The sequence below is a fragment of the Microcoleus sp. Pol7_B2 genome, from assembly GCF_036701035.1.
In the GTDB taxonomy this organism is placed as follows: domain Bacteria; phylum Cyanobacteriota; class Cyanobacteriia; order Cyanobacteriales; family Microcoleaceae; genus Microcoleus.
Genome location: NZ_JAUBQB010000051.1, coordinates 1 through 12,866, shown reverse-complemented (window position 1 = coordinate 12,866; position 12,866 = coordinate 1). Strand labels below are relative to the sequence as shown.

The 12,866-nt window shown below is 44.6% G+C and carries 10 protein-coding genes; 1 reads left to right on the top strand and 9 read right to left on the bottom strand.

Going from position 1 to position 12,866, the window contains the following annotated elements; genetic code table 11:
* Window positions 1–61: 61 nt before the first annotated feature.
* The 6 genes from arsH to QUA57_RS18665 all read right to left on the bottom strand — a co-directional run bounded on the left by arsH (window position 62) and on the right by QUA57_RS18665 (window position 4,477).
* Window positions 62–721, bottom strand: a complete 660-nt coding sequence (arsH, locus tag QUA57_RS18690) for an arsenical resistance protein ArsH (protein ID WP_333062880.1) — start codon at window positions 719–721, stop codon at window positions 62–64.
* A gap of 7 nt (window positions 722–728) precedes the next feature.
* Window positions 729–1,433 (bottom strand): MIP/aquaporin family protein, encoded by a 705-nt coding sequence (locus tag QUA57_RS18685; protein WP_333062883.1) that lies wholly within the window; start codon window positions 1,431–1,433, stop codon window positions 729–731.
* A 104-nt stretch (window positions 1,434–1,537) separates the two neighbouring features.
* Window positions 1,538–1,879, bottom strand: a complete 342-nt coding sequence (locus tag QUA57_RS18680) for a metalloregulator ArsR/SmtB family transcription factor (protein ID WP_333062884.1) — start codon at window positions 1,877–1,879, stop codon at window positions 1,538–1,540.
* A gap of 139 nt (window positions 1,880–2,018) precedes the next feature.
* Window positions 2,019–3,134 carry an inorganic phosphate transporter gene (locus QUA57_RS18675; RefSeq protein ID WP_333062886.1) on the bottom strand — a complete coding sequence of 372 codons (1,116 nt, stop codon included), beginning with the start codon at window positions 3,132–3,134 and terminating at the stop codon, window positions 2,019–2,021.
* A gap of 236 nt (window positions 3,135–3,370) precedes the next feature.
* On the bottom strand, window positions 3,371–3,625 hold the full coding sequence (locus QUA57_RS18670; RefSeq protein ID WP_006633832.1) for a hypothetical protein: 255 nt from the start codon (window positions 3,623–3,625) through the stop codon (window positions 3,371–3,373).
* A gap of 177 nt (window positions 3,626–3,802) precedes the next feature.
* A complete protein-coding gene (locus QUA57_RS18665; protein WP_333062888.1) occupies window positions 3,803–4,477 on the bottom strand; it encodes a HEAT repeat domain-containing protein in 675 nt (224 codons plus the stop codon).
* A 259-nt stretch (window positions 4,478–4,736) separates the two neighbouring features.
* Here QUA57_RS18665 and QUA57_RS18660 point away from each other — a divergent pair, with 259 nt between their 5' ends.
* Window positions 4,737–7,196 (top strand): CBS domain-containing protein, encoded by a 2,460-nt coding sequence (locus QUA57_RS18660; RefSeq protein ID WP_333062889.1) that lies wholly within the window; start codon window positions 4,737–4,739, stop codon window positions 7,194–7,196.
* A 223-nt stretch (window positions 7,197–7,419) separates the two neighbouring features.
* Here QUA57_RS18660 and QUA57_RS18655 read toward each other — a convergent pair whose 3' ends face one another.
* From QUA57_RS18655 to QUA57_RS18645, 3 genes are all read right to left on the bottom strand, one after another.
* Window positions 7,420–9,777 carry a polysaccharide biosynthesis tyrosine autokinase gene (locus QUA57_RS18655; protein WP_333062891.1) on the bottom strand — a complete coding sequence of 786 codons (2,358 nt, stop codon included), beginning with the start codon at window positions 9,775–9,777 and terminating at the stop codon, window positions 7,420–7,422.
* Between the two features lie 1,040 nt (window positions 9,778–10,817).
* Window positions 10,818–12,248 carry an MFS transporter gene (locus QUA57_RS18650; RefSeq protein ID WP_333062894.1) on the bottom strand — a complete coding sequence of 477 codons (1,431 nt, stop codon included), beginning with the start codon at window positions 12,246–12,248 and terminating at the stop codon, window positions 10,818–10,820.
* A 294-nt stretch (window positions 12,249–12,542) separates the two neighbouring features.
* The gene (locus tag QUA57_RS18645; RefSeq protein ID WP_333062896.1) at window positions 12,543–12,797 is read right to left on the bottom strand and encodes a Uma2 family endonuclease; all 255 of its coding nucleotides are present in this window, start codon (window positions 12,795–12,797) and stop codon (window positions 12,543–12,545) included.
* Window positions 12,798–12,866 lie beyond the last annotated feature (69 nt).

Here is a 12,866-nt window from a genome sequence, read left to right as displayed (position 1 = left end):
TTTTGTTGGTTGTTAGTTGTTAGTTGTTGGTTATGGGTTGTTGTCGGGGTGTCGGCGGTTTCTAAGCGCCCGGTAATTCAAGGGCGCGATTTGCTAGGGCGATCGCCTCTTTAGCTGCTTGTTCTTTGCGTTCGCTGTAGCGATCGGTCAAATAGTCGGTTTGCTCCCGCAACAACAAGGTAAACTTGTACAGTTCCTCCATCACGTCGATCGCGCGATCGCGATAAGGCGAATCTTTCATCGTCCCATCTTCATTAAATTCCTGATAAGCTTTCGCAACCGAAGACTGATTCGGAATCGTAAACATCCGCATCCAGCGGCCCAAAATTCTCAAAGTATTGACAGCATTAAAAGATTGCGAACCACCGCTGACTTGCATCACCGCCAAAGTTCGGCCTTGAGTCGGTCTGACAGCCCCTATACTTAAAGGAATCCAGTCAATTTGATTTTTCATAATGCCGGTAATATTGCCGTGCATTTCTGGACTCGACCACACTTGACCCTCCGACCAAAGACTCAGTTCCCGCAATTCCTGAACCTTCGGATGCGTATCGGGAACGCTGCCGTAAATCGGTAATTCTAGAGGATTAAAGAACCTAACATCTGCACCGAAATCCTCAATAATTCTCGCTGCTTCTTCCGCCAAAAAGCGGCTGTAAGAACGCTCTCTTAACGAGCCGTAGAGAAACAAAATTCTCGGTTTGTGCGTAAAACTTGTCATTATACTTTCAATTAAAATCCCGAAATCCGTTAGACAATTCCCGATAAACTGCGACTGCTAATTGTGCTCCCCAGATAGGGGCAACCCAGTAAACCCAATGGTGGTTCCAAATACCGCCAATTAAAGCGGGACCGAGAGAGCGTGCCGGATTCATGCTCGCTCCGGTAATCGGCCCCATAAATGCAGCTTCTAACCCTACAGTTAACCCAATTGCTATCCCGGCAAACCCGATGTGAGCGCGTCTATCTAATCCTGAACCGAGGATAACAAACATTAAGATAAAGGTCAAAACTGTTTCTAAAACTAGAGACTGCAGCCAGTTACCATTGAGAGGGATAGTTGCACCGAGATTTGCTACTTCACCTAAAGTAATTAGCAGCAGTTGAGAAGCGGCGATCGCACCCGCACACTGCCCTAAAACGTAAGGCAAAACTTTATATTTTGGGAAAAAACCGCTCGCCCAAAACCCTAAAGTTACGGCCGGATTAAAGTGTGCACCGCTGATGTGTCCTAGGGCGTAAATCATGGCACATACTACTGCACCAAATACAAAACTGACGCCTAAATGAGTTACGGAACCAGCGCTAGTTTTGTTAACCATCACCGCACCGGTGCCTGCAAAAACCAAAATAAATGTACCTAGAAATTCCGCGATCGCCTCTCGCCTGCAATCGGGGCGAGCACAAGCTAACCTCTGCGCTGTTGCATCCATCGCTCTCAACTAATTTGTTCCATTCCATCATATCAATAAAAATTGATATGTCAATTATCAAAGAAGCCATATCAGTAGTTGAGTGATTAAGAAATGTTGATGGGTTAACCCGCGTCGGAACAGGGGCGCGCCGGCAGGATCTGGCTGAAACGGCGGTATTCGGCGAGGTACTGTTCGAGGGCGACAAACTGAGCTAAATTGAGGCTGTAGTAGATCCAGCGCCCTTCTTGGCGGCTGCGGACTAAACCGGCTTCTTTTAGGGTTTTGAGGTGGAAAGAGAGTTTAGGCTGGGGGACAGAAAGTCGATCGCACAAATCGCACACGCACAACTCCTGTTCCCGCAGCAACTCCAAAATCTGAAGCCGCAAAGGATCGGAAAGAGCGTGAAAGCCAGCAGCGATCGATTTATCTGCAACAGGCGGCGCGATCGTAGAATTTTTAACCATAAATTACCCTTAAATTTTAATTCAACAACTCCCGGCGCGATTTCTTGTTATTACCGTTAGATTTGCTAAGGTTATCCTTTGATGGCAATCCCAAATCAACTGCAAACTCTTTCTCTTCTAGGACTAACGATTAATTCTCTTAGCGATGCAACACCCAGTAAGCACAGCCGCTGATTGCCGCAGCAATTGGCAAGGTCAAAATCCATGATAGTAGAATCTGATAGAAAACGCGCACATTAGCTTTTTTTGAAATCAATCCAACACCAAAAATTGAACCTACCGAAACATGGGTAGTAGAAACTGGAAGCCCATAACGACTGGCAACAATAACTAAAAATCCAGTCACTAAGTTTGCCACCAGCCCTTGACCGGTATTCATTGCTGTCAGCTTTTTGCTCATGGTTTCGGCAACTTTTTTAGCATTCAATAAACCGCCGATCGCCATCCCCAAAGCTACTGCCAAACTTCCCCACTGAACTGATATTGATTGACCGACTAACATGAGGGAAACAATTTTCGGCGTATCGTTCAATCCTCTGGCAAAACTGACGATTCCCGCACTCATAAAATGGCAAACATCCACTAAGTTTTGGCTGGGGATTTGTAAGAAATTCCCCAGGTACCTTTGCGTGCATTTATCTAAAGAATCGATCGCGACATCAGCGGTTGTGATGCACTTAAGTATGTTAGTTGCATCTGGCTGGGGAATGGGAATAATTTGTTGAATTTGACCAGCGCAAATACACCATTCTTTCTGGATTCCTAAATAAACTCGCAGGTAGCGAGACAGCGCATAAATTAAAGCTCCTAATATAATCGCAATCATGGGACTCAGCAACAAAGGCATTAGAAAATTTTTCTGCAATGCAGTAAAATTAACTTGAGTACCAATTGCTACTAAACCTGCACCGCCAAGGGCACCTGTAAGACCGTGAGTTGTGGAAATAGGGAATCCAGTTAAGGTAGCAAGAATAACGGTTAAACCCGCAGCGATCGCGACTGCCAAATGAAAATCTGTGCCATTGGCGATCTCGTCTGGGACTAGCCCTTTTCCCGAAAAGCTTTTTACCAGCGTTTCTGCTAAAAAAATAGAAAATATTGAACCTGCAAATGTTGTGATAGTTGCCCAACCAATTGCTGTTTTATAGTTCGTCGTCTGACTGCCAAACAGTGTCGCCACGCCTTTAAAATTATCATTAGCACCATTGCAGTATGCTAAAAAAAACGTGGCGATAAATAGGGCAATAAGTAACATTGTCTTACTCAGAATAAGTGTGGTTTATTTAAAACTGTTTTTGACCCGGGCCGCTACAGCACCGAATTTGATTGTATAGACACAGGTGCATCAAAAAAAATAATGAAAATATTAAGATTTCTTTGGGACTAGGCGAGCGATCGCATCTTAATTTCGCGCCAGCAACATGGGCACGATATTGAACGATATTATAATTAAGGCTCGGCGATCGCTTCCGGTACGCTCAATTCACCGATTCACTTAGGATTTTGTACCCTTGCAGGCACATCAGTGAGTCCGGCTTTCTGCATCAGCGAAATCACCCCTATAGACAGAATTCCCCCAATAATTGCCCCAACAACAACCAGGATAATAAAGACTTTTTGCAGAGTTTTTTTAGTTGCCGGGTGGTACTGTCTCGGCAATGCTTCACCTTGATCGTCAACTTCTTGCTCCAAGGGGTCTAGGGGATTGGAGGGATTTGAGTTAAAGGGATTGGGCGCTTGATTCATGATTAGTTTGAGTTAAAGGAGATTGACAACTATTTTAACTTGCGATTTAGCCTTGCAGCTTAAATAATACATTGTGGTTTTACTCACTACTCTATAAATTTTATTAAGATTGCTAAAATACGGATTAACCCGGTTTATTGAATAAACCGGGTTTTTCAACATACTAAAAGTTTTATGTCACGCTTCTGCTTTTGACAGGCGATCGAGAGAAATTGTTGCCGCCTTAGATACTTGAGAATTACTATCTTTTTCTAAGTATTTTAAAGCCGAAACGCTCTTAACACTCGGCAAATTGCCCAAAGCTTCAGCCAGCCTCTGGCGGATCAGCCAATCTTCTGACTGAGCAAAATTGAGGATGCGATCGATCGCCCCAATATCTTTAATTTCTCCCAAAGCCGAAATTGCCGCCTGCTGGATCACCACTTGCTCGCTGTCGAGAGCTTTCAGCAGCACATCGCGGGCCCGGGGATCTTTGAGATTTCCCAAAGAAACAGCAGCACTGAAGCGCACCAGCCATTGAGTATCTTCGTAAAAAGCCCGCACCAAAGCATCAAAAGCTCTGATATCTTCCAGATAGCCCAAAGCGCCTGCAGCGTCAGCGCGAATGCCGTAATCCGGGTCTGTTTCTAGCAATTTGACTAGAATGGGATAGCACTCTGCTGTCGGTTTTACCCCGAGAGCAAACACAGCCATCGATCGCACCTGCAAACTTTCGTCGTTCAACACCTTTTTAATCAAAGGCACCGCCTCTGCAGCAGGCACATTCCGCAAGTTGGCCAAAGCCACCATTCGATCAGCGGAATTTTGGCTTTCTAACTTGGCTGCAATTTGCTCTAAGCTTAAAGTTGTCATTATGGATAAATCTTGTAGTAAAACTTTACATTCGGGTTATTTTGATTATAGGCGAGTCTCAGGGGAAAAGCAGGCAGTAAAAACCGCCCAAGGATTTGAGGTTCCGGATTAGTGACACCATTAATCTAAAGCTCAGATTGTATAGAAATAATCAATTAGAAAGTCTATTATTTAAATCCCAAGCACAGGCGAGGTGTTTCTGCCGTTCCCTAAGGCTTTGCCCGATAGTTAGCCGCCCTCTGACAACCTGCAATCAACTATGCCGTTCTACCACCCGCCCTTTTACTCCTCAGCCTTAGAACAAGCGATCGATCGCTACCCCCTCACTGCCGGGCCAGAAACTTCCTTAGCAGTGGCGATCGCCCTGATGAGTCAGTTGCAAAACACTTGTCCCCTAGTCAAAACACCTGTACCTGCAGACCGGGGGGCGATAACCGAAACATCCGCGCCGGAAAAGGTGCGGGCCAGCTGCGTGTTCGTCGTACAGAACCAGCAGACTATTACCACAGGCAACTTATCCGACAACCCCAGCCGCGGACTGTTAATCGGCATATTAACACCCGCCGACCTAGTGAGGCTGATAGCTGCGGGCACAATAGACAACCAGCACAAAGTAGCCCTGCACAAAATACCAATTTCCGAAGTGATGTCCCCGGTGTCGGTCTCCCTCACAGAATCCGATGACCAAGACGTGTTTACCGCTTTATCCTTATTTCGCCAGCACAAGATTCGCTATTTGCCGATCGTCAATCAATTTCGCCACTTGGTAGGAGTGCTGACACGGGAAAGAATCCGCCAAGTATTGCAGCCTTCAAACATTCTTAAATTGCGGCGGGTAGCAGAATTAATGACTACGCCAATTACAGCGCCCCACACCGCCTCGCTGCTGACCATAACCGAACTGATGTCAGAGCATCAAGTCAGTTGCGTAGTGATTACAAAAAACAAAGAATTAACAATGGAGAAGCCCAAAGATGACTATACCTCCATTTTTCACTATTCCTTTCACCAACCGCTGGGAATTGTTACCGAATATGACCTTGTGCAGGCACAGTTTCTCGAACTAAATTTCCAGCAAACCCCAGCTCAAAAAGTCATGAGAACTCCCCTGCAATTTCTTCAGCCTTCCGATTCCCTATGGACGGCGCACAAAGAAATGCAGCAGCAACAAGTGCAGCGGTTGGTCGTCTGCGGGGGGCGCGGAGAACTGTTGGGAATTATTACTCAGACCAGCTTGCTCAGAGTCCTCGACCCCACCGAAATGTACCGAGTTGTCAAACAGTTGCAGCAGTCGGTTTATCAACTGCAAGCGGAAAAAGTTGAACTGCTGCAAAGCCGCAACGCCAAACTAGAACAGCAGGTGCGGGAACGGACTGCCAAACTCCACGAACAATTGCAGCGCGATCGGCTGTTAACTCACATTTCCTTGCGGATTCACCAATCCTTAAACCTCGAAGAAATTCTCAACGCCAGCGTTGATGAAGTCCGCCAGGTTTTGCAAGCTGACCGAGTAGCAATCCTGCATTTAGAGTCCAGCAATTACGGCATTGTAGTGGCAGAATCCGTTGCCGAAAATTGGCCTTCAATATTGGGAGAAATCATGCCGGATAATATTTGGCAAGAATCTGCTTCCGTGATCGAACAGGAAATTTATGCGGTTCCGGACCTCGACCAAGCCTGTTTGAGCGCCGAAAAATATGCCCGGTTCCAGCAAGCGCAAATCAAAGCTTATTTGATTGTACCAATTTTGCAAGACGGCAATTTATGGGGGATGATGTGTGTCCATCAGTGTTCCCAATCCCGTCAGTGGCAACCTTCGGAAGTGGATTTGCTGCTGCAACTGGCAACTCAAATCGCGATCGCCATTCAGCAAGCCCAACTCTATCAGCAAGTCCAAAATCTCAACACCGACCTCGAACGCCAAGTCCAAGAACGCACCGCCGAATTGCAGCAAAAAGTTCACGAGCTCCAGCATTTAAACGTCCTCAAAGATGAATTTCTCAGCACCGTTTCTCACGAACTGCGGACGCCTTTAGCTAATATAAAAATGGCTATTCATATGCTGAGAATTTCTCCCACACTAGATCGGCGCCAGATTTATCTAGAAATTTTAGAAACAGAATGTACTAGAGAAACTGATTTGATTAATGCTTTGCTAGATTTGCAGCGGCTCGAAGCAGCAACTTGTCCGATCGACCTCGAACCAGTAAACTTAGAAGTCTGGCTGCCTACTATTATCGACCCGTTTTACACCCGGGCCCACGACCGCCACCAGGATTTGCGAGTAGAGTGCGATCGCCACCTCCCCACGATCAGTTCCAACCGCGCTAGTTTGGGACGAATTTTAGCCGAACTCCTCAACAATGCCTGCAAATATACTGCCAATGAGGGCGAAATTTTTCTGAAAGTTGAGTGCAAAAACCGAGACGAGGAACAAGGAGGACAAAGGACAAATTCGCGACAAGCAAGTGCTGTGGCTTCAGAAATCCAATTTACACTCAGCAATCAATCGTCCATTTCCATAGAGGAATTGCCTCGAATTTTTGAGAAATTTTATCGCGTTCCCAACGCCGATCCTTGGAAACAAGGAGGTACAGGTTTGGGTTTAGCTTTGGTTCAAAAACTTGTCGAACAGTTGCAAGGAAAAATTGAGGTTGAAAGCAGGAATGGCTGGACTAATTTTATCGTCACATTTCCTACCAACCCGGATGGAAATTAATCCGCCATCAGTCAATTTTAGATTTTAGATTTTAGATTTTAGACTTCGGCCTCAGAGGTTCGGCGAGCGCGAGGGGCAAGTCGCGCTCAGTCGAACGATTTTAGATTTTCGATTTAATCCACAGACGCATCTAGGAGATTGAACAAGAGTCTAAAATTTTGGGAGTTCCATGACTCCTGTCGGGAGCTGGTATCCTTTTTTTGGGGGTCATCTTTGTTGAGTCTCACTCTTTTTTGGGAGCTAGTTTGCGGATACGAGACGGTGCTGGTGTCAAATTCAAATATTCATTTTTATCTTCAACAACTGATGATCTTGATGCTGGATACTTCTTGCGTTTAGGGGCATGATTCGCAACTGTGCCCAAGCATGGTATACCAAAATTTTCTAATTGACTGAAAACTTTTTTGACTTCAGAAAAAGGGACTTGGTGAATTGCTACAACCATCAGTATGCCATCGGTGCGCGCCGCTAAAAAATTCGTATCTTTACTGTCCGCCAGCGGCGGCGTATCGTAGATAACTAAGTCAAATTTTGCCTGAAGTTCTTCCATTAGATACTGCATCTGAGATGATGCCAGCCGTCTGGCAGTACCAGGATTCGGGAGACCGGCAGTTAATACAAAAAGATTATCTGCTAGATGCGATCGTTGGATAATTTCATTGGGTTCGTTTTTATTGTCGAGCAAGTTGCTCAATCCCTTGACATTAGGCAGTTCCAACAGCAAGTGCAGGCTGGGCGAATGTAAATTCCCGTCTACTAGCAGCACTCGCTGACCCGCCAGCGCTGCCACGTGAGCTAAGTTTAAAGCAACGGTAGATTTGCCTTCGCCAACTGTAGCCGAACCAATTGCCAAAGAGCTAATCGTTCGATTTGAAGAAAGAAAGCGGATATTAGTATAAAGAGAGTCAAAAGCTTCTATAAATTCCGCAGCATTTTTCTTATTACCCTCTTTTCCTTCAAGATAAGCATAGGCATTAGCAATAGAAGGCGGCAATTTTCTAGCATTTTTGTCCAGAGGAATTGCTCCTAATAAAGGTGCATCAACCGCATCTTTAACGTCATCAGCACAGTAGAAAATATTGCGGAACTTTTCAATGAGGATAGCAGCTCCCAGACCCAAAACTAGCGCTCCAACAACTGCCATCACTAATTTGTTTTTAGCTTTCGATGGAACTGTCATCAGCTCGCCCTTCTCATCTCGCGGTATCCGTGGTTCAGAAATTATTTCCCAAGGTACTTGGCTTTGAGCGGCTTGGACGCGCAGAGTTTCCCGCTGGCTTAAAAGTTGATCGCGGGTGCGGGCGGCTACTTCTAATTGCTGTTGCAGTTCGTTGTAGCGGCGGGCTATGGTGGGGAATTCAGTTGCTTGCCTGTTTAAATTGTTTTTAGTTTGGGTGATTGCCTGAAGGCGAGCTTCTAAGACTTCAACTTGGTTAGCAGTATCAACCAATTGTTTAATCAAGCCTATGCGAATAGAATTTTGAAAATTTTGAACTTTAGAATTAGCTTGGGTGCCTACTAAATTTTGCCCCAAAATTCGATCAGTTTGCTGGTTGAGCAAAGCGACTAAATTTGCCCGCTTGCGTTCTAAAGCTTCCACTATAGGGTTAGCAGATTTAAAACGAGCTGTTTCTACAGCAATCTGACCTTCTACTTCCTTAACCTTGGTCAGCAACTCTTTATATTGAGGTTCTTCGCTTAAAGCGGAAGCGGCAATAGCTTCATTTGGTGTAAAATCTAATTGTTTTTGCAAGTTAGCGTACAGCGTTTTCTGTTCTTGCAGTAGCCTTTGAGTTTCTAACTCTAAAGTTTCTACGGTACGCACTTGCTCCATTAATTGCGCGCCTTGTTCTTGAGGATTGGTAATCTTTTGCTGCTCCTGTATCACCTGTAACTCCGATTTCAGCTTGTTTACGCGCTTATTGAGTCCCGGAAGCTGGTCTTCAATAAATTTAACACCTTCACCAATCCGAGTCTTGCGTTCATCAAGACTGTACTTTAAATATTTCTTTTTAGTTTCTTGTAAAACGAACTCAACTAATTTAGGATCATTCCCCATGAAGCGCACTTCCAAAATTTTAGTCAGCGTCCTCTCATCTTCTCCTATCCGCAAAACGACTAATTCTTTTTGAAGAATTTTCTCGGTAACTTCTGGATATCGTTTTTGGACTTGTTTAACAATAGCCGACAGCATCTGAGGACTCTGGAGAATTTGAAGTTGAGTTGCGTAGTCTAAACTAAAAAAATCTCGATTAGGTACTCCTCCCCCCTCGCTGCGATTTGCTAGGGCAGAGGGGTCAGCAATTCTTGCCTCCGTTGTCACAGGTTCCACTAGCATCCGAAAATCGCCTTGATATGTTTTCTTGCCTCCCTTGATCTGATAAACAGCTCCAGCGCCTACTATACCTATAATCCCAATAATGATTAGGGCTTGTCGCTGAAAAGTCCTCAACAACGGCTTGAGATTCAATCCTTTCTGAGGCTGCGCGCTTAACTCTTCTCCCTCGTCAACGGAAAATTGCTGCACCTGTCGGCTCTGGTTGCTAATGGGTACGATATGAGCGTCCTGTTCTCTTTCCATGTTGACCTCTTTGATATTTTGTGGGTAAAATCAGCTTTCTTCTGCGAGCCTTCAGGTTGATACTTTAAGCATTGGCTTAAGGATATCACACGAAATTATTGGTTGGTCGAGCCCACTTCCTTCTAATAGTTCTCACTACTTTGACATAGTATACAAAAATAACTAAATCCCTATGCCATGCCGGCAGCAAAAGTTCTTTTACAACTGCTGGAGAGTTATATCAGACTGCATTTGGCTCTGCTGCGTTGTGCTTGTATTTCGGGTTTCCGGGCGAGGAAGCCAACTTTTTGAGGTGTTGCTCCGCTTCGCGACAGGCGGTGCAATAACTTTACCAAACTTTTACAATTGACCGTAACACCTCAGCCGCCGCTTGCGCTGGTATTGGTTTGTCCTCTATGCCTTTTTTCGGTTCAGAGTCAACTGCAGAAGCACTTGTTAACTTACGCCCTAACTGACCGGCTAAAAAGTTTTGCATTTCCCATGTAGATATAATTAGCCACATTCTGCAGATTTTTGGGAACGGCAACTAATCGAATCAATTTCCGAGAAAAATCTGTTTCTTCTTTTAATTATAAACTTTTTGAGGAGTTGGATGAGTGAGAAAGTTTATATACTTAGTTTATCCTCGTAATTATATCACAAACTCATCTCTTTAGTGCGCGACAGACATAAAATTTAATATTTTGTGTTCTCAACCTCGATCGACATCTCGAACAACTCAAGCATTCGGGGTTTGTCTAGCGGGGCGGATGGCGCGGCGCGATTTATGTATTTTCGTAAAAAAAACTAGGTTTCTGCGTTCCGAGGCTATTACCCAAACTATCGCTTTGAGTCGCTCTCCGAGCAAACTATAGCAATCCTTTCGGGAAACGCGCAACGGGCTTTTTTTGAATTAACTGATGCAATCAGAAGATGACACATTGTTAAATAAAAAAAGAGTTCGCACAAGAGGGGAGGATTGCTATTAATCTCGCTCGACTCAGCTATTGGTAGTGGTTATTTTTCGAGTTGACTAATGACCAACTACTCCTTATTAAGGCTTACTGATTTTGTGCTTTTCTTTCTCGCAGTTTTAACAAAATTTCTGCATGAACTTCGCGGGTTATAGGATAAAAATATGTAAGAATCATGCCAGCAATTAAAGCAATTGTGGGCAGTGGCCCGATCGCAACTCGAATCGCAAACAGTGCAGACTCTGGCTGTACGGGTGCCGGCTGTCCCGGAACTGTAGATAGAAATCCAGCTCCTTCTAATGCTTGGCCTACCAACCACAAACCCCCTGCCAATCCGATTTTTTGCAGCAGTACCATAAACGAATAGAAAACGCCTTCGCGTCTTTCTCCTGTTTGCAGTTCGTCGAGTTCGATCACATCCGGTATCATCGACCAAGGTATTAGATAAGCCGTGGAAACTCCGACACCTGCCATGACTGCTAATAAGTACATTTGCAAGACTTGTCCTGGTTGGAGGAAAAATAGTCCAGCTTGGGCAATAATCCACAAACTCATGCCCATAAAATATACGGCTTTTTTGCCGTATCTCTCGCTGACTTTACTCCAAACAAATAGCATGATTAATGCAGTGCCCTGAACTGCGATCGCCACCAAGCTAAAAACGTACTGTGGCTGTTGCATCCAGTTAACAACAAAATAGGGAATAATAGTAGCAGTCAACTGCACTCCCAGCCAAGAAAAAAGATAAATTCCAATTACGTACAAAAAAGGGCGATTGCTAAATGCAATCTGCAACTGTTCTTTCAGTGGTAAGGATGTAGAATTATCGAGTTCTGCGTTTTCTAATAGTTGGGCTGCGACGTGCTTGCGAGTTCCCAAAACGCACCAGTACAAAGGCAAGACAGAGATAACTGCACAGATTGCACCTAATACTAAATATTGTTGATTCGGGTTCTTGTCAAATACAGCAAAGATAATTAGAGCTAAGATTAATGAAAAGATGCTGCCGCCAATTGAGAAAGCAAACCGAAAACTATTAAGGCTAGTGCGTTCGTTGTAGTCTTGAGTAAGTTCTGGAGTCAGGGCAGTGTAGGGAAGATTGACAGCCGTGTAGGCGGTGTTGAACAAAATGCTGATCGCAACATAGTACCAAAATAACACTGTGTGATCGGTGCTAGGTACAATCCACTGCAATAAGAAGAATATACCGAAGGGAATTCCACCATATATTATCCAAGGATATCGGCGGCCCCAAGGGTGAGAAGTGCGATCGCTCAAAACCCCCACAATCGGGTCATTTATGGCATCCCAAACCTTGCCAACTACCAAAATATTGCTGGCTAAGCCGGCAGGTAAACCAGCGACATTGGTAAAGAAAACTAGGAGGTAAAATGCCAAAACATTAGCGGTAATTGCCGGGCCGAGGTCGCCGGCACCGTAAGCTAATTTTGTCGAGAGGCTGAGTTTTTGTGTCGCGGGATTGTTGGCGGCTGGTTGAGGCGGGGAAGTGTTGCTCATAAACTTTGATTTCGGGATTTTTTGGCAGTCACAGTCTTTCCAGTAGGAGTATAACTCATGCTACGCTCTAATACTAAGTTTTTTGTAGCGATCGGGACGACCCAGAAGATTTGGTAATTTATAATTGGGTAATTGGTAATTGATAGGTTGGTGGGGAAAGGTTTAGGCGATTATTTGTCTTAGGCAATTATTGTTAGTAAAACCTGCCCCTACTTAAGGAAAAAGTTGCGAAATCTGAACTTCTATTTCTGGAAATGCCAGCATTGACAAAACATCATCTTCATTAAATACTGTTTATTGTAGGTAGTTTGTCTCGCCTGGTTCGCGAAAAACATAAACTTGCCGCGTGTTAAAATCAAGTATCCAATAATTAGTAATTCTTGCCTTAGCATAAGCCGCTGCTTTTCGATTGCGGTCTGTTTCTAAGGTGGTATCCGCTATTTCTACTAATAAGAAAATGTTGGCGGGTGCGGGATGAAAATATTGGTACAGCCGGGGGTCGATTTGCACTACAGCAATATCCGGTTCTGGTTCTGAATTATACAGCACTTCCGGGTGTTATGAGGTACAATAAGAATAGATTAAAAAAAATACACCAATGAAAGCATATTCAGTAGA

What these genes read in the sequence shown, in the direction of transcription:
- QUA57_RS18655 (WP_333062891.1), bottom strand. Translation starts at nt 9,777, where the DNA reads ATGGAAAGAGAACAGGACGCTCATATCGTACCCATTAGCAACCAGAGC.
- arsH (WP_333062880.1), bottom strand. Translation starts at nt 721, where the DNA reads ATGACAAGTTTTACGCACAAACCGAGAATTTTGTTTCTCTACGGCTCG.
- QUA57_RS18675 (WP_333062886.1), bottom strand. Translation starts at nt 3,134, where the DNA reads ATGTTACTTATTGCCCTATTTATCGCCACGTTTTTTTTAGCATACTGC.
- QUA57_RS18680 (WP_333062884.1), bottom strand. Translation starts at nt 1,879, where the DNA reads ATGGTTAAAAATTCTACGATCGCGCCGCCTGTTGCAGATAAATCGATC.
- QUA57_RS18685 (WP_333062883.1), bottom strand. Translation starts at nt 1,433, where the DNA reads ATGGATGCAACAGCGCAGAGGTTAGCTTGTGCTCGCCCCGATTGCAGG.
- QUA57_RS18650 (WP_333062894.1), bottom strand. Translation starts at nt 12,248, where the DNA reads ATGAGCAACACTTCCCCGCCTCAACCAGCCGCCAACAATCCCGCGACA.
- QUA57_RS18670 (WP_006633832.1), bottom strand. Translation starts at nt 3,625, where the DNA reads ATGAATCAAGCGCCCAATCCCTTTAACTCAAATCCCTCCAATCCCCTA.
- QUA57_RS18660 (WP_333062889.1), top strand. Translation starts at nt 4,737, where the DNA reads ATGCCGTTCTACCACCCGCCCTTTTACTCCTCAGCCTTAGAACAAGCG.
- QUA57_RS18665 (WP_333062888.1), bottom strand. Translation starts at nt 4,477, where the DNA reads ATGACAACTTTAAGCTTAGAGCAAATTGCAGCCAAGTTAGAAAGCCAA.